The organism is Haloarchaeobius lipolyticus, from assembly GCF_051208015.1.
In the GTDB taxonomy this organism is placed as follows: Archaea; Halobacteriota; Halobacteria; order Halobacteriales; family Natrialbaceae; genus Haloarchaeobius.
Window position 1 is genome coordinate 283,768 of sequence record NZ_JBPKGF010000001.1, and the last position, 15,367, is coordinate 299,134.

Consider the following 15,367-nt stretch of genomic DNA (forward strand, 5'->3'; position numbering starts at 1 on the left):
TGTTCTCTGTCCCCTCACTGGACGAGGGTGTCGTCTTCGAGGTAGTGGTGGAGGCTGTGGACGTACTCCTCCAGTTCGAGCAGCTGCTCGCGGAGCATGTGCGCCGTCGCGTGGTCGCCAAGGTTGGTCGTCAGCTCGATGTGCTCGCGCATCGTCTCGATGACGTCGCCGCCCATCTCCATGTCGTTCTCGAGGGAGTTGCGGAGGGTGTAGACGTGCTCGTCCTCGGGCGTGACCGGGGACTTCTCCGCGAGTGCCTTCATCCCGGCGATGGGGACGCCGCCGAGCGACTGGAGTCGCTCCGCCTGGTGGTCGGCCGCTTCCTCGAGCTCGTGTGCGAACTCGCCGAGGAAGACGTGGATGTCACGGAACTCCGCGCCCTCGACGTTCCAGTGGTGCTTCTTCACCTGGTGGTAAAGGGTGTACGTGGCCGCGAGATCGGTGTTCAACGCGTCGATTATCTGCTCTGCCTTCTTCGAGTCGAGACGGAGTGGGTTGTGCCTGACTTCGTCGGACTGTTGGCGGACTGTCTTCTGGGTGCTCATCGTCACCCTATATATCATCGCTGACAGCATAAGTGTGCTCGTCAGCTACGTCTTCGCACACTGAGGCTAGCGTATTCGTGGTATCGAACCAAAGATGTGTTCGGTATCGAACCAGTGAAGCGTTCAGCCCCGGGCATCGTTATTTCGACGCCGAGTAAATTTTTTAGTGCTGGGGAACAGATGTACAGGTATGGCTACGACCACTGCACAGCGCAGAGAGCGGCTCCTCATCGGCGGCGAGTGGGTAGACGCCGACGAGCGGCTCTCGGTGACGGACCTGGCCGACGGAGGTCACTTCGCGGAGGTGGCGGCTGCGACGCCCGAACAGGCACAGGACGCACTCGCGGCGGCGCACGCGATGAAGGAACCGCTACGGGAGACGACCATCGTCGAGCGGGCCGAGTGGTGTGAGGAGATAGCGGAACTCATCGAGGCGCGGGAGGAGGAGCTCGCGGAAGTAATCGTCCGCGAGGCGGGGAAGCCCATCTCCAGTGCCCGCGGCGAGGTCGGTAGTGCGGCGGAGCGCTTCCGTCGCGCAGCCGAGGAGATCCGCCACATCAAGGGACAGTACCGCGAGGGAACCACGGCGGGACACGAGGGCTGGGAGGCCATCGTCAAGCACGAGCCCATCGGGACGGTGCTCTGCATCACGCCGTACAACTATCCCCTCGCGACGACCGCACTGCAGGTCGCCCCTGCACTGGCCGCCGGGAACAGCGTCGTCCTGAAGCCGGCCTCGAAGACGCCCATCAGCGGGGCCATCCTCGCAGAGATAGTCAACGAGGTCGTCCCGGACGGTGCCATCAACTTCGTCACCGGCAAGGGTTCGGTAATCGGTGACGTCCTCGCCGGGGACGAGCGCGTCAACGCCATCGCGATGACCGGCTCTTCCGGCGCGGGTGAGCACGTCGCTCGCGAGTCCGGGATGGTCGAACTCCACATGGAACTCGGCGGGAACGCGCCCGAGGTCGTCTTCCCGGACGCCGACCTCGACGAGGCCGCCGCCGCAGCTGCGAAGGGCTCGCTCAAGTACGCCGGTCAGCGTTGTTCCGCCGTCAGCCGCGTCCTCGCACACGAGGACGTCCACGACGAGCTGGTCGAGCGCATCGACGAAGCGATGGACGAGTGGGTGAAAGGCGACCTCTTCGACGAGAACACCGACCTCGGCCCGCTCATCTCCGAGGATCAGGCCGAGTGGGTCGAAGAACTGGTCCAGGACGCGCTCGACAAGGGGGCGACGCTGGTTCGCGGTGGCGAACGCGACGGCCGTGACTTCGAGCCGACCCTGCTCGCCGACGTGCCTCGCGACGCTCGCATCATCGACGAGGAACAGTTCGGCCCCGTCTGTGCCGTGACGAAGATCAGCGACGAAGCGGACGCGGTCGAGCTCGCCAACCGCAGCGACCTCGCCCTCGACGCCTGCGTCTTCACGGCCGACTACGACCGCGCGATGCGTCTCGCGGACAAGATCGATGCCGGCGCGGTCCGCATCAACGGCGCACCGAGTCACGGGCTCGGCGACATCCCGTTCGGTGGGAACAAGAAGTCCGGTATCGGTCGGGAGGGCATCGACGCCTCCATCCACGCCTTCCTCCGTCAGAAGAGCATCGTGCTGTAAGTCGGGACTCCCGTTTTCAGCGTAGACACTGCAGCTCGTAGCGAGCGAGCACCCTCGGCGCAGAGTCGTCGTCGACCACGTAGCGGAGTTCCAGCGCCGTATTCGAGTCGTAGCCGTTCACGTCGACGGTGAACTGGTCTCCCGCGTTCAGTTCTGCCTTCGTGAACGATACGTCCTGTTCATCCGAACCAACTACGACGGCCAGCTTGCCCGTCTCGACCATATCGCCACCGTTGTGGGTGACCGTGACCCTCTCGTTCTCCGCGTCACAGTGGAACGAGAACGAGACCTCCGGGGCACGGGACTGTCGCTCCGTCTCCGCCGCATCGGGTGTGAGGAAGTCGAACTCGTCCGTCGGGAGCGACCCCGCTACCGAGAGAACGTCCGCCGAGCCCGTGGCGTCCTCCCACTCGTAGTCTGCGAACCCGCCCTGGTTCGCGACCAGTTCGTCGAGTTCGGCCGGGTCCCGCTCGTCCTCGAACGCGAGCGACACGGTGAGGTCGGTCGTCTTCGCGCCGAAGGACCAGGCGAGTCCGGTCCCGGTGGCGTCGGCCGTGATTCCGGTCCCGATACCACCGCGGTTCGACACGTCGAACACGACGAGGTCCCCCGTCGGAAGCGACTCGAACAGCGTGTCCATCGCGGACCGTACGTCGCCGAGGCGCTTCGAGTCGCCCGCCTTCGCGTCGAGTGCAGCCGTCACGAACGCGTTCGCGTGCTGGCCAGCGCCGACCACGACGAGCCCATCGGTCGGAGCGGCGACCACGGAGCCTGCCGCGACGGTCTTCTCGTACAGTGTGACCTGACCGTGCGACCCGGCGGACGAGAACTCGCTCTCGGTGAGAGCTCCCTCGACGTCGTCGGCGTCCACGCGAACGAATCCGCCGACGCTGCCGGTGACGCTCTCTTCGATCGCGTCGGGAGCGAACGGAAGCCAGCGGCCGTGACCCATCGTCTGGGCGTCGAGCGCCGTTCGCACCCGTTCGTCGAAGTCGCTGGTCCGCTTCTGGATGGCCGCCACGTTCGCATAGAGGTAGCCCGAGGGCAGCGCTGGGTTGGACGACGCGGGAGCGGGGAACCATTCTTCGTAGGAACGAACACCCGACTCGTGTTCGGACTCACCGGCCATCGGGAGGGAACTGGTACAGCCAGCGAGAGTTCCGAGGAGGGCAGTCGAACCGATTCCTGCGACGAATTCTCGTCTCGATTTCACGAGTTCCGTTCTGGATGCCGTCATGAAAAACCTGCCGACGTGGGGGGACGGGCGAGACACTTTTCGTGGTCCTCACTGAAACCGGCACCGTGACAGACGATACCAGCACCGGGACCGACGACACGGGAACCGGGACGGATAACACGGGCACTGTCGCTGCGAGGAAACACCTTCAGCGAACGCACGCCGACCTCTTCGACGCGGTCTGGGACTGCGCTGACGCCGTCGCCGAGAGCTGGGATGACGAACCCAGTCAGCGGGAGGCCGTCGTCGTCCCGTTCACCGCTCTGCTTCGCAAGCGTGACCTCCTCACTCGTCTCCCTGCCGTCCTCGCCGATGCGGTCGACGCCGCGGGCTACGAGCTCGCCGCCGAACCGGTGGCTGCACCGCCGTACGTCGTCGTGACGAGCACGGGTCCGGTCTGTCGGGCCACCGTCTCGGAGGGTCGTCTCGTCGTCTCGCTCAACTGTTTCGACATCGACAGGGGTGCCGATGGAGTTAGGTACGTCCGGCGGAGCGGCGACGCGAGAACCGCACTGGAAATATCGTTGATAGCCTAATATTTTTGGGTCGGGAGCATAGACACCTCATCCATGCACCCGAGCGCAGCGGAGTTCGTCGCCGAGGCCCGGAGCAGATACGACTTCGAGCCAGCCGTCGAGGAGTTCCCGGAGGGAACGAGGACTGCGCACGACGCTGCCGGGGCCATCGGCTGTGACGTCGCCCAGATCGCGAGCAGTATCGTCCTCGTGGCGGACGACGAGGTCGTCGTCTCGGTCACGTCGGGATCGAACCGCGTCGACACGAGCAAGATATCGGCCCTCTGTAGAGCCGAGACGACGCGACTCGCCAGCGCCGACGAGGTGAAGGAAGCGACCGGCTGGACCATCGGTGGCGTCCCGCCGTTCTGCCACGATACCGACCTACGGGTCTTCCTTGACGACACCCTAACCGATTTCGAGACGGTCTGGGCCGCTGCCGGGACGCCGCAGGCGGTGTTCCCGGTCGAGCCCGCCCAGATCATCGCGTTCGCCGACGCCGAGATAGCGACCGTCGCCGAGTGACTTCGCTTCGCGTCTGCCGAGCGGAATCCCGCGGCAGACGGTCATCTTTTTCGCCGCATCCGGCCGGAACGATGCCGTTCCGACCGAACACACCCCCGTTGCAAGTGAACGTTCTCGCCTGTCTTCCCGTCGTTTCCCGGTCGGCACCTGGTTTTATCTCTCAGCCACACGACTGGTCATCTGATGGGACCGTTGACAGGCCTGTTCAGGCCAGCACGAATCGCGGTCGTCGGTGCGACCGACCGGGAGGGCTCGGTCGGACGGGCCATCCTCGAGAACCTCGAACCGTTCGACGGCGACGTCGTCGCCGTGAATCCCGGGCGTGAGGAGGTGCTCGGCCGGCCGTGTTACCCGGACCTCGCGAGCGTCCCGGACCCGGTCGACCTCGCGGTGGTGGTCGTTCCCCCACAGGTCGTCGTGGAGGTCGTCCGCGATGCGGGCGAGGCTGGCGTCGAGAACGTCGTCGTCATCACCGCGGGGTTCGGTGAGACCGGCGGGGACGGCGCGAAGCGCGAGCACGAACTCGTCGACGTGGCCGAGCAGTACGGACTCAATCTCGTCGGCCCCAACTGTCTCGGGGTGATGAACAGTCAGGTCGGGATGAACGCGACGTTCGGCCCCGACATGGCGCTGCCGGGGAACATCTCGCTCATGAGCCAGTCGGGTGCGTTCATCACGGCCGTCCTCGACTGGGCGAACGACCAGGACATCGGCTTCAAGGACGTCGTCTCGCTCGGGAACAAGGCCGTCCTCGACGAGACCGACTTCGTCAGGTCGTGGGGCGACGACCCCGACACCGACGTCGTCCTCGGTTACCTGGAGTCGATACGTGACGGGCGCGAGTTCATAGAGGTCGCGCGCGAAACGACCCAGGATACACCGGTCGTCGTGGTCAAGTCGGGCCGGACCGACGCCGGCGCGAAGGCCGCCTCGAGCCACACCGGGGCGATAGCCGGAAGCGAGGCGGCCTACGAGGCTGGACTCGAACAGGCTGGCGTCCTGCGTGCCGAATCGGTCCAGCAACTGTTCGACGCGGCCCGCGTCCTCTCGGGACAGCCGGTTCCCGAGTCCGACTCGGTCGCAGTCGTGACCAACGCCGGCGGTCCCGGCGTGATGGCGACGGACGCCATCGGGGACAGCTCGCTCTCGCTGGCGTCGTTCTCCGAGGAGACGCTTTCCCGGCTCAAGACCGAGCTGCCCGCCGAGGCGAACGTGTACAACCCGGTCGACGCCATCGGCGACGCGGACATCGGACGCTTCGAGTCGGCAATCGACGCCGTGCTGTCGGACGAGAACGTCTCGGCGGTCGTGGTCGTCAGTGCGCCCACGGCCGTCCTCGACTACGCCGACCTGGCCGAACTCGTCATCGAGCAACAGGCCGAACACGGGAAACCGGTCGTCACCTGCTTCATGGGCGGCGACCGCACCGCCGAAGCGGCTGACCTGCTGCGAGAGGCGGGCATCCCGAACTACTTCGACCCGGGCCGTGCGGTCGACAGCGTGGACACGCTCGCCCGGTACCGGCGCATCAGCCAGACGACCTACGAACCCGCGGCCCGGTTCGACGTCGACAGGGACGCGGCTCGAGAGGTACTCGAAGGGGCGAAAGAGCGAGGAGATCATCGGCTCGGCGTCGAGGCGATGGGCCTGCTCGACGCGTACGGTATCCCGACACCGGCGGGAGAGATCGTCGATTCGCCGGATGAAGCTGTCTCAGTCGCGGCGGACATCGAGGGGCCAGTCGTCATGAAGATAGTCAGCCCCGACATCCTGCACAAGTCGGACATCGGCGGTGTGAAAGTCGGCGTCGAGACCGACGACGTCGCGGATTCGTTCGAGGACCTCATCACCCGGGCGCGGAACTACCAGCCCGACGCGACCATCCTCGGCGTGCAGGTACAGGAGATGGTCGACCTCGACGCCGGCACCGAGACCATCGTGGGCGTGAACCGGGACCCGCAGTTCGGCCCGCTCGTGCTGTTCGGCCTCGGCGGTATCTTCGTCGAGGTCCTCGAAGACACGACCGTCCGGGTCGCACCCGTCTCGGAATCCGAGGCGCGAGCGATGGTCGACGACATCCAGGCCGCCCCGCTCCTGCGCGGGGCCCGGGGCCGGACGCCCGCAGACGTCGACGCCGTCGTCGAGACCATCCAGCGACTCTCACAGCTGGTCACCGACTTCCCGCAGATACTCGAACTGGACGTCAACCCACTGGTCGCCGGCCCCGATGGGGTGTGCGCGATCGACGTCAGACTAACCGTGGACACGGAGGAACTATGAAACCGTTACTCGTCACCGCGAACGCAGAGAGCACCGGCAAGACCGCCATCACGCTGGCGCTCGCAAGAATCGTCGCCGAACAGGACGGCTCGGTCGGCTACATGAAGCCGAAGGGTACGCGCCTCCAGTCGAACGTCGGCAAGACGCTCGACGAGGACCCGATGCTGGCGCGCGACCTGCTCGGGATGGACGCCGAGATGCACGAACTCGAACCCATCGTCTACTCGCCGACGTTCGTCCAGAGCGCGATACGGGGGACGGAGGACGCCGATTCGGTCCGGGCTCGCATCCTGGAGGCGTACGAAGACCTGGCCGCGTCCTACGACACCGTCTTCCTGGAAGGCGGTGGGCTCGTCGCCGGGAAGATCCTCGAGATAGCCGACGGCGACATCGCCGAACTGGTCGACGCAGACGTGGTGCTCGTCTGTCGGTACGACGGGCTCACGGCCGTCGACGACGTGCTCGCCGCGGTCGACGATGTTGGCGAGGAGCGCCTCCGCGGCGTCGTCTTCAACGGCGTTCCCGACCAGCTGTTCGACGAGTTGACCACGGACGTCGTCCCGTTCCTCGAGGGGCGGGGAATCCCGGTGGTCGGCGTCGTGCCGCGACAGCGCGACCTCGCCGGCGTGACCGTCACCGAACTCGCCGACGAGCTCGGCGCTGAACTGCTCACAGACGTGCCGACGGACGGGCTCGTCGAGCGGTTCAGCGTCGGGGCGATGGGTGCGGACGCCGCGCTCCGTGGCTTCCGTCGGACGAAGAACGCGGCCGTCATCACGGGGGGTGACCGCGCCGACCTGCACGCGGCAGCGCTCGAGTCGCCGGGCGTGAAGTGTCTCATCCTCACCGGTGGCCACCGGCCTTCGGGTGCCGTCCTCGGCAAGGCAACCGAGAAGGGTGTCCCCGTCATGCTCGTCAGGTCGAATACCATCACGACCATCGACCGGGCCGAGGACGTGGTCCGGAGCGGTCGAACGCGAGACGAGACGACCGTCGACCGGATGGTCGAACTCCTCGGTGCGCACGCAGAGGTCGACGAGATACTCGACCGCGACACAAGCAAGTAGGGAGGCAGCCTTTTCGTCGCCGACCCGTCGGTCGACGTATGAAGCTCTCAGGATACGTCGTACTGGCAGGTGCGGTCATGTTCGTCATCCCAGAACCCATCACGTCCATCCTCGGTGCGGTGACGCTGCTCGCGGGCGTCGTTCTCAGGTACGCCTTCGGACTGTAAGCTGAGTGGAACGAAGCGGGACCACCCGACGGAGAATCGGTGGTCGACGACGCGTCGACCGAGGTCGGGTGATGTGGTCGGTCGCGGTGGCAGACCGCGCCGACCGGTGATGCACCGAACGACAGATGAGTCGCGCCGACCCGTGTGAATCCGTCGCAGTGTCGTGACGGGTCGAAGCTGTCTCGGGGGTGATTTCCTCACCCTCACTGGTACAGAAGTCGGATTCCTGGATAAGCGGTACCGTGATCCTGTGGTGACGAAACGAGCCGTGAGTGAGTACAACCAGGCCGCCACCCGTTGGGGGTGAGTACAACCAAGCCGCCCGTCGGAGGTGAGTGCGACCCCTTGGCGCTCCGTGGCTCAGTTGTCTTCCGGATCGGCGTCGAGCGGGTCGGTCTGTTCTCCGGTGATGGTCTCCCAGGCGTCGGTCGGTGTGACCAGACCGACCATCTCGTCGTCGCTGGTGACCAGTGCGAGCTCCTCACCGACCTCCTGGAACCGGTCGATGGCGTCCGAGACGGTCGTGTCCGCGGGGAGCGTCATCACCGAGCTCGCACACTCCTCGAGTTCCCGTTCTCCGTCGCGAAGTTCGTCGAGGTGCTTCACGAGCTGCGGGACGTACACGGGCCCCCGATAGTCGTCGAACCCGTCGCCGACTAACGGGAACCGGGTGTGTGGCCGCTCGCGGATGCGGTCGAGGTTCTCCTCCAGCGGATCGCCGGCCTGGAGCGCGACCACGTCGTCGATGGGGACCATTATCTCCTCGACCGGCGTGTCGCCGATCTCGAGTGCGGCGATGACCTCCTGTCGCCGCTCCGGACTCAGACCGCTCTGGCTGAGAACACTCCCCATCTGGGTTCTGAGTTCGGCGCGCGAAGCGAGGTTCGTCCCTTCGTCAGCGCCCTCTTCGAGCTCTTCCTCGGCCCACGAGCGCGTCATCTCGACGCCAAACAGGCTGAGAATCGCCTTCGCGGTCCAGTCCGACAGCCGGATGAACGGGGACATGAGCTTCGTCCACAGGTAGAGCGGACGGGAGCCGTGCTTCGTCGCGGTTTTGGTCCGCTCGACCCCGAAGTAGGTCGGTGCCTGCTCGCCGATGACGACGTGCAAGAAGTTCATCAGGGCGAAGCCGGTACCGGCAGCGAGTGCGGTGTGCGACCCGGGCTGGGACAGGCCGATAGCGACGAACAGCGGGTTGACCGCCGCGGCCAGTGCCGGTTCGGCGACGACGCCGAGACCGATGGAACAGACGGTGATACCCACCTGACAGCCCGAGAGATAAATCTCGAGCTCTTCGGTCATCTCCCAGGCTCGTTCGAGGCCAGGGTGGCCGGTGAACTCCGCCTCGGAGAACTGTCGAACCCGCGTCATCGCGAACTCGATGGTGACGAAGTAGCCGTTCCCCAGCAACAGGAGGAATCCGCCCAGCAGCCGAAGGCCGGTCATCATCGCACTCTGGCTCATCAGTGCAGTCGCTAGTGGAGCCACGGACTTAGTTCACCGACCAACCCGGACCGAAGAGCGGACCTGGGTCGACGCAGCTGATAGTAGAGGCGTCAGCGGGGACCGGGGCGGCGCTCGAACGGCGCGACATCCGTCGACTCTATTTCGCACCGCTCACGGTGAGAAGTCTGGGGGGAGTTCCCCCAAAAGACGACGGTCGGCTCGGGCAAAACCGACCGTCGAAGGCCGGATTGTCAGAGGCACCCCGGCATCAGTAGATATACCCCCCGGGCCCTTACCCTCACCCACCAAGAGACTCACCGAGAGCTGAACAAACATATAAAAAACTTTTGTGTATTGAAATGCTCAAGCGCTGCGCTCGCCGCAGCCAGCCGGTCACGTCCCCAGAACACTCAATGGTGCGGGCGCCGGAGCGGTGCGTATGTTCCCCGCGATCGCGTACCTGGAGTGGATCGACGGACGGCCCGAGGCGGCCGAGTACGACCTCGGGTCCAGCGACCTGCGCGGGACGCGGAGCGAGCAGTTCGGTCCGATTCCCGGTCGACTCGCCGGACTGGACGATCCGCCAGCATCACTTGACCTCCGCTCGCAGCTCGCCGAGGTCTACGATGTCGACTCGGAGAACGTCCTGTTGACTCCGGGCGCGACCACGGCGAACTTCGTCGCGATAGCGACCGCGCTCACCGCCGTGACCGGGGAGGACGACGAGAGTGGCGACGATGAGCCCGAACGCGACCCGCAGGTCCTCGTCGAGAAGCCCGGGTACGAACCGCTCCGGGCGACGTCACAGGCGCTGGGCGGCCGGGTCGACCGGTTCCTCCGGCCAGCGGAAGACGACTACCGGCTCGACCCCGAACGCATCGGGAGCGCGCTCGCCGACGACGCGGCCCTCGCAATCACGACCAACAGGCACAATCCGTCCGGCACCCTGACCGACCGCGAGACCCTCGCCGAGGCGGCTAGCGTCGCCGGCGAGTACGGCATCCCGGTCCTCGTCGACGAGGTGTACGCCCCATACACGACGACCGCGGAGGAGGGCGCCTTCGGCGGACCGACGGCTGCGGGGCTCGACGGCGCCGTCGTCACCGGCTCGTTGACGAAGTTCTTCGGACTGGGCGGACTTCGCCTCGGCTGGCTGGTCGCCGAAGCGGACTTCGTCTCCCGGGCGCGGTCTGTCGCCTGGCACATCCCCGCACTCGCAGAGCCGAGCGTCACGCTTGGACGCAGAGCGCTCGCGCACAAGAGCGATCTCGAACCGGTCCAGCGCGACCTGTGCGCGACGAACCACGAGCAACTCGCCTCGTTCGTGGAGAGCCGTCCGGACGTCTCGGGCGACGTTCCGGCGGGAAGCCCGTTCGCGTTCCTCTCGGTCGACGGAATCGACGGCGACGAACTCGCAGCACGCGCCTGGGAGGAGGCCGACCTGCTCGTCGTTCCCGGCCGATTCTTCGAGATTCCGGACGCCGTCCGCGTCAGTCTCGGGCGGGCCCCGGAGGAAGGGGCTGCCGCCCTTGAACGGTTCGGTGAACTGCTCGATTCACTGGCGTGAGTATCTGACCAACTATTAAGACCCGCGTCTACGTCGAGGTGGATATGAACGGGACACCCCAGGAGATAACCTCTCTCGTCGGCCGAGAAGTCTACTCGAACAACGGCGTCTTCGTCGGTGAGATCGAGGACGTTCGTCTCGACATCGAGAACCAGATCGTCACTGGACTGGCGCTGACCGAGCTCAACCCGGAACTGTTCGGGGGTCGCGTCGGCGCCGCGCGCGGCGTCCTGATTCCGTACCGCTGGGTCCGTGCGGTCGGTGACGTGGTCCTCGTGAACGACGTGATAGAGCGCCTGAAGACCCCGGAAGAGGAAGAAGAAGTCGCTGCCTAGGACCCGTTCGTCGTCTCTCCGCTTTCGACGCCCATCGCCTGGAACAGTTTTCGCTTGACTGCCTCCTCGGTGAGCTGGAGCAGCGTATCGCGGTTCTCGTCGTTCGTCTCGATGCCGGTGAAGATGCCCAGCGAGATCTCCGCGCTGGCCTGTGTCGAGTGGCCGGCAGCCTCGCCGATCTCGCCGTAGGCGTCGGCCAGCACCTTCCCGATGTTCATGCGGATGTCCTTCGAGCGCGCCGCCAGGAAGATGGTGTCGTCGGCGATGCCGAAGACGGCCGTCGTCGTGATGCCCTCCAGGTTGAGGAGGTGCTGCGCCGCCTGCGCGAGCGCCTCGCGGTCGCGGATGAAGCCCGCGTTCGAGACCAGATGGCTCCCCTGTACCTCGCGGTTCTGGATGGCTTCGGCGAGCACGTCCAGCGTCTCCGGGCTCATCGACGGCGACTCGACCTGTTCGAGCAGGTCGTGGTTCGCGAAGGGGTAGAGGTACGCCGCCGCGGTCAGGTCGGCCGGCGTCGTGTCGCGTTTGAAGTCCAACGTCTCCTCGCGGATGCCGTAGAGCAGCGCCGTCGCGACGGCCTCGTCGACCTTCATGTCGAACTCCTGGATGTACTTCGTCATGATGGTCGACGTCGAGGACATGTTCGGGCGCACGTCCACGAACTCCGCGTCGAGTTCGTCGCCCGGCTCGTAATGGTCGATGACGATGTCGACGTTCACGTCGACCTCCTCACCGCTCTTCGCGTGGTCGACCAGGGCGATGGTGTCGTAGGCGTCCTTCTCCTCGACGTCGGCCCAGTTCAGCAGCTCGATGCCGAGCAGGTTGACGAAGGCGCGGTTCTCCTGGTGGCCGATGTCGCCGAGGTAGCAGATGTCGGCTTCGACGCCCAGGTGCTCGGCGATGGCCTGGAGCGCGGCAGCAGAGGCGATAGAGTCGGGGTCGGGGCTGTCGTGGGTGAGGATGGCGACGCGCTCTTTGGTGTCGGTGAGGACCTCTGCGAGCTGGTTCGCCTTGTACTCCAGCTCGCCGGATTCGAGCGAGCGCATCGCGGCGTCGGCGATGACCGACGACGGATTGATGACCACGTCGGCGCCCATCTCGGTGAGCTCGTCACCGGAGACGGGGTCCGACGCGCGGACCACGATGAACTGGTCGCTCCCCCGGTCGCGGATGTTCTGGACCGCGGCCTTGTTCGCCTCCACGTCGGAGGCCATGATGAGCACCACGTCACAGCCGGATATCTCCTCGACGACGCTCTCGTCCCGGATGTCCGCCATCTGGGCGTTGAGGTCCTGGTCGCGCAGCGCCTCGACGCGCCCCTCGTCGCGGTCGACGATGAGGACGTTCTTGCCCTGCTCGGCCAGCTCCTCGGCGACGGCGTGGCCGACGCTCCCACAGCCGAGGATGGCGTACTTCGACATCGAGGAGATACTGACCCCGGTCGTCATGTATCGAACACCTTTCGCCCGGGGCACTTAACGCTCCCGAACCGGGCGAGTAGTCGATCAGGCCGACACCGTCCCCGGATTTCGGCCGAAACCAGGCTCGGGTCTATTACCCATGAAACCCACTGACGAACCCGAATCGAATGATAACCCTTTTTAACAACCACCAGCAAGGTGTGATTGCAGTTGGGCCGGTAGCTCAGTTAGGCAGAGCGTCTGACTCTTAATCAGACGGTCGCGTGTTCAAATCGCGCCCGGCCCGCTTTTCAGGATGCTACAACGCGAGCGAAGCGAGCGGTCAGCATCCTGAAAACGGAGATGGCGGGATTTGAACGCAGGGAGCAGCTCCGCTGCGACCGTGTGTTCATAATCGCGCCCGGCCCGCTTTCTCAACGACTGATTCACAGTCGACCAGTCCTGTCTGAGTCGTTCGAATCTCTTCGCCAGAGCGGCTAGAGTCTTTCTATGAGTCCCATTCAGGCATCTCAGTTCAACAGCTCGGTAACGCGATTCGCGCTCGACCACCATCCTCGGAACGCGCCAGTCAGCTCCGTCTTGCGATTTCTGTGAGTCGGGCTCCCCGCCAGTACCTCCCTCGCCCTACTCGTCGCTCGAGTGCGCTCTCCGCCCCGGTAGCCCGTCCCCAGCCCGAATCCGGTGCAGGAACGGGATGTGGCTGCCGTCGGTCTCGATGACGCCCACCCTGTCCATGAAGCGATAGACAGTCAGCGAGAGGACGTAGACGACGGGGACGATGGCCAGTTGCCAGAGGAGCGTCCCCGTCGGATCGAACCCGATTGCTGGCTCCCAGAACCGCCTCGTCGCGTGGATGAGTCGGAACACTGGAACGTGGAGCAGGTAGATGCCGAGTGCGTGCCGGCCCACCGACGGGAGGCTCGTATCTCTCCCCAACTGGGGGTTCGAGAGCGCGTAGGCGAACACGGCGACGACGAAGAAGACCGTCGAGATGGTGTACTCCGTCAGGAACAGTTCCTGACTGAGTGTGTTCTCGCGGATGACGTACCCGATGGCGTACTGCTCGAGTAGTTGGACGCCGGCCAGGGCGACGACGGCGCCGAGGTACAGCTGGCTCCGGTCCTCGCTCGGTGACCAGTCGACCGTATTGAACGTATAACCCAGGGCGACGTAGAAGAACCCGAAGAAGAGGGCGTCCCGCGTTCGAAACGGGACGTGGACGAGCAGCTGGAAGTTCGTGCCGAGGAGACCGACGACGTGGAAGAGTGCCGCGACGGGCAACAGATAGCGGGTCTTCCCGACCCTGACGAAGAGCGAGACGAACACGATGGAGAAGAGGAGTGCCGTCAGGAACCAGGTCGGTACCGCCGCTGCTTTGCCGTAGTACAGTACGTCGAGCAGGCTGTAGCTGGCGAGGCCGTCGACGAGGGTCGACGCCACCGGTTCGCTCGCTACGAGCGCGATGACGACGACTGCCGTCACGGAGAGTATTCGCCCGAACAGGTAGAGCGAGCCGAGTTTTCGGGCGGTTCCGAGTACCTTCGACGCGACGTTCTCGGCGGTCAGGGTCGCTGCCAGGAAGTACCCGGACGTGAGGAAGAAGAACGGCACGTCGAACTGTCCGAGCGTATCCAGCACGAAGTAGACGTAGTTCCCGTACGTTCCGAAGCCGCGAAACGGCTGGACGTGGGCGGTGACGACGAAGAAGACGGCGATAGCTCGGAGCGTGTCTATGCTGTGGATTCGTTCTCTCATGATGAGGAGAAGACGTACCCGGACATCACCACCTCGTGTTGATAAGGCGTCCGAAACAGCCAGGAAGGTTACCGACGGTTTCTGGTCTAGCCGCCACCGACCAGCTTGCTCATTTCGACCAGTAGCCACCACAACGCCTCGAACATCCACTTCGTGAGGTAGATCGACCCGAACAGCGCGCCGGCAACGGCGACGGGGACGAGCACGTTGAGCAGCAGGAAGAATGCGCTCCACTCACCCACGGACCGGAGCGACGAAGCCGTCCCGTCCACAGGTCGTCGACGAGGGTAAGCCCCAGGGCCAGGGGGACGCCGTAGATGAGGGCCAGGATTGGGTACCAGTACGCCAGACCCGATGCCTCCCACCGGAGGAGGGAGAGAGGAGCGGGCTCGGCGAGGAACTCGTACGCCAGGGTCGTCGCGAACAGTCCGACAACGTAGACGACGGCGTACGCGAGGACGAACGCACCGACCACGACGAGCTGGCTCCGGCTGACGTCGCCGTCGGGGGACGTGGCCGCGACGCGTTCCGAGATGTGGTCGAAGAACCGGGCGACGACGGGGAGTCTCCGGAAGACGAGTGTCAGGAGCTTCGAGAGTACGGCAGTGACGACGGTAGTAACGAGTGTCAGTCCACCGAAGGAGAGGAGACCCGGGATGCCGAAGAAGAGGAACAGACCGACGACGATCTTCGCTATCTGTACCAGCGAGTCGAGCGAAGCCCCCATACAACATGATACTCGGCGGACAGTAGTAATGGCGCAGCCAAATCACAGCCTGGGAGGAGGCTTGAGGCGATCGCGGAGGAGTTCGACAGCGTACGTCGTTTCTCACAGCCTACGCTAGTACTCGACAGGACACAGCTTGAGGTGTACAGCACACTCTCGACT

General features: G+C 65.2%; 15 protein-coding genes and 1 tRNA gene. 10 read left to right on the forward strand and 6 right to left on the reverse strand.

The window, feature by feature from the left end; translation table 11 throughout:
• Nucleotides 1-14 precede the first annotated feature (14 nt).
• A complete protein-coding gene (gene dpsA, locus ACSC1Y_RS01525; RefSeq protein ID WP_435332805.1) occupies nucleotides 15-545 on the reverse strand; it encodes a DNA starvation/stationary phase protection protein DpsA in 531 nt (176 codons plus the stop codon).
• Nucleotides 546-735: 190 nt separating this feature from the next.
• Here dpsA and ACSC1Y_RS01530 point away from each other — a divergent pair, with 190 nt between their 5' ends.
• Complete coding sequence (locus tag ACSC1Y_RS01530) at nucleotides 736-2,163, forward strand: aldehyde dehydrogenase family protein (RefSeq protein WP_435332806.1); 1,428 nt, start codon at nucleotides 736-738, stop codon at nucleotides 2,161-2,163.
• 16 nt (nucleotides 2,164-2,179) lie between these two features.
• Here the strand turns inward: ACSC1Y_RS01530 and ACSC1Y_RS01535 are convergent, their stop codons facing one another.
• Nucleotides 2,180-3,376, reverse strand: a complete 1,197-nt coding sequence (locus tag ACSC1Y_RS01535) for a hypothetical protein (RefSeq protein ID WP_435332807.1) — start codon at nucleotides 3,374-3,376, stop codon at nucleotides 2,180-2,182.
• 89 nt (nucleotides 3,377-3,465) lie between these two features.
• Here ACSC1Y_RS01535 and ACSC1Y_RS01540 point away from each other — a divergent pair, with 89 nt between their 5' ends.
• The 5 genes from ACSC1Y_RS01540 to ACSC1Y_RS01560 all read left to right on the forward strand — a co-directional run bounded on the left by ACSC1Y_RS01540 (nucleotide 3,466) and on the right by ACSC1Y_RS01560 (nucleotide 7,954).
• Nucleotides 3,466-3,936, forward strand: coding sequence for a DUF7988 family protein (locus tag ACSC1Y_RS01540; protein ID WP_435332808.1), 471 nt, complete (start codon nucleotides 3,466-3,468; stop codon nucleotides 3,934-3,936).
• 33 nt (nucleotides 3,937-3,969) lie between these two features.
• On the forward strand, nucleotides 3,970-4,440 hold the full coding sequence (locus ACSC1Y_RS01545) for a YbaK/EbsC family protein (protein ID WP_435332809.1): 471 nt from the start codon (nucleotides 3,970-3,972) through the stop codon (nucleotides 4,438-4,440).
• Between the two features lie 183 nt (nucleotides 4,441-4,623).
• A complete protein-coding gene (gene acs, locus ACSC1Y_RS01550; RefSeq protein ID WP_435332810.1) occupies nucleotides 4,624-6,720 on the forward strand; it encodes an acetate--CoA ligase alpha subunit in 2,097 nt (698 codons plus the stop codon).
• On the forward strand, nucleotides 6,717-7,787 hold the full coding sequence (locus tag ACSC1Y_RS01555; RefSeq protein WP_435332812.1) for a phosphotransacetylase family protein: 1,071 nt from the start codon (nucleotides 6,717-6,719) through the stop codon (nucleotides 7,785-7,787). The genes acs and ACSC1Y_RS01555 overlap by 4 nt, the downstream gene beginning before the upstream one ends.
• 38 nt (nucleotides 7,788-7,825) lie before the next feature.
• The gene (locus tag ACSC1Y_RS01560) at nucleotides 7,826-7,954 is read left to right on the forward strand and encodes a transporter (RefSeq protein WP_435332814.1); all 129 of its coding nucleotides are present in this window, start codon (nucleotides 7,826-7,828) and stop codon (nucleotides 7,952-7,954) included.
• A 360-nt stretch (nucleotides 7,955-8,314) separates the two neighbouring features.
• On the opposite strand, the gene ACSC1Y_RS01565 is transcribed toward ACSC1Y_RS01560, so the two are convergent.
• Nucleotides 8,315-9,418: a CNNM domain-containing protein gene (locus ACSC1Y_RS01565; protein WP_435332815.1), complete on the reverse strand. Its 1,104-nt coding sequence runs from the start codon at nucleotides 9,416-9,418 to the stop codon at nucleotides 8,315-8,317.
• A 421-nt stretch (nucleotides 9,419-9,839) separates the two neighbouring features.
• Here ACSC1Y_RS01565 and ACSC1Y_RS01570 point away from each other — a divergent pair, with 421 nt between their 5' ends.
• The gene (locus tag ACSC1Y_RS01570; RefSeq protein ID WP_435332817.1) at nucleotides 9,840-10,967 is read left to right on the forward strand and encodes a pyridoxal phosphate-dependent aminotransferase; all 1,128 of its coding nucleotides are present in this window, start codon (nucleotides 9,840-9,842) and stop codon (nucleotides 10,965-10,967) included.
• Nucleotides 10,968-11,011: 44 nt separating this feature from the next.
• The gene (locus ACSC1Y_RS01575; protein ID WP_435332819.1) at nucleotides 11,012-11,302 is read left to right on the forward strand and encodes a PRC-barrel domain-containing protein; all 291 of its coding nucleotides are present in this window, start codon (nucleotides 11,012-11,014) and stop codon (nucleotides 11,300-11,302) included.
• Here ACSC1Y_RS01575 and ACSC1Y_RS01580 read toward each other — a convergent pair.
• Nucleotides 11,299-12,750, reverse strand: coding sequence for a DHH family phosphoesterase (locus tag ACSC1Y_RS01580; protein WP_435332821.1), 1,452 nt, complete (start codon nucleotides 12,748-12,750; stop codon nucleotides 11,299-11,301). The two genes, ACSC1Y_RS01575 and ACSC1Y_RS01580, sit on opposite strands and share 4 nt — an antisense overlap.
• Before the next feature lie 185 nt (nucleotides 12,751-12,935).
• On the opposite strand from ACSC1Y_RS01580, the gene ACSC1Y_RS01585 reads away from it, so the two are divergent.
• Nucleotides 12,936-13,009: transfer RNA gene (locus ACSC1Y_RS01585), tRNA-Lys, on the forward strand.
• 338 nt (nucleotides 13,010-13,347) lie between these two features.
• Here ACSC1Y_RS01585 and ACSC1Y_RS01590 read toward each other — a convergent pair.
• Together ACSC1Y_RS01590 and ACSC1Y_RS01595 are read right to left on the reverse strand one after the other, a co-directional pair.
• Complete coding sequence (locus ACSC1Y_RS01590) at nucleotides 13,348-14,478, reverse strand: acyltransferase (RefSeq protein ID WP_435332822.1); 1,131 nt, start codon at nucleotides 14,476-14,478, stop codon at nucleotides 13,348-13,350.
• A gap of 86 nt (nucleotides 14,479-14,564) precedes the next feature.
• Nucleotides 14,565-14,720, reverse strand: coding sequence for a hypothetical protein (locus tag ACSC1Y_RS01595; RefSeq protein WP_435332823.1), 156 nt, complete (start codon nucleotides 14,718-14,720; stop codon nucleotides 14,565-14,567).
• Here ACSC1Y_RS01595 and ACSC1Y_RS01600 point away from each other — a divergent pair.
• Complete coding sequence (locus tag ACSC1Y_RS01600; RefSeq protein ID WP_435332824.1) at nucleotides 14,702-15,214, forward strand: hypothetical protein; 513 nt, start codon at nucleotides 14,702-14,704, stop codon at nucleotides 15,212-15,214. The genes ACSC1Y_RS01595 and ACSC1Y_RS01600 overlap by 19 nt on opposite strands.
• Nucleotides 15,215-15,367: the final 153 nt, after the last annotated feature.

Excerpts from the sequence above, each read along its gene's own strand:
- ACSC1Y_RS01555 (WP_435332812.1), top strand. The coding sequence starts at position 6,717 with ATGAAACCGTTACTCGTCACCGCGAACGCAGAGAGCACCGGCAAGACC.
- ACSC1Y_RS01575 (WP_435332819.1), top strand. The coding sequence starts at position 11,012 with ATGAACGGGACACCCCAGGAGATAACCTCTCTCGTCGGCCGAGAAGTC.
- ACSC1Y_RS01570 (WP_435332817.1), top strand. The coding sequence starts at position 9,840 with ATGTTCCCCGCGATCGCGTACCTGGAGTGGATCGACGGACGGCCCGAG.
- ACSC1Y_RS01565 (WP_435332815.1), bottom strand. The coding sequence starts at position 9,418 with ATGAGCCAGAGTGCGATGATGACCGGCCTTCGGCTGCTGGGCGGATTC.
- ACSC1Y_RS01545 (WP_435332809.1), top strand. The coding sequence starts at position 3,970 with ATGCACCCGAGCGCAGCGGAGTTCGTCGCCGAGGCCCGGAGCAGATAC.
- acs (WP_435332810.1), top strand. The coding sequence starts at position 4,624 with ATGGGACCGTTGACAGGCCTGTTCAGGCCAGCACGAATCGCGGTCGTC.
- ACSC1Y_RS01580 (WP_435332821.1), bottom strand. The coding sequence starts at position 12,750 with ATGACGACCGGGGTCAGTATCTCCTCGATGTCGAAGTACGCCATCCTC.
- ACSC1Y_RS01530 (WP_435332806.1), top strand. The coding sequence starts at position 736 with ATGGCTACGACCACTGCACAGCGCAGAGAGCGGCTCCTCATCGGCGGC.
- ACSC1Y_RS01590 (WP_435332822.1), bottom strand. The coding sequence starts at position 14,478 with ATGAGAGAACGAATCCACAGCATAGACACGCTCCGAGCTATCGCCGTC.
- ACSC1Y_RS01600 (WP_435332824.1), top strand. The coding sequence starts at position 14,702 with ATGCGCTCCACTCACCCACGGACCGGAGCGACGAAGCCGTCCCGTCCA.
- ACSC1Y_RS01560 (WP_435332814.1), top strand. The coding sequence starts at position 7,826 with ATGAAGCTCTCAGGATACGTCGTACTGGCAGGTGCGGTCATGTTCGTC.
- dpsA (WP_435332805.1), bottom strand. The coding sequence starts at position 545 with ATGAGCACCCAGAAGACAGTCCGCCAACAGTCCGACGAAGTCAGGCAC.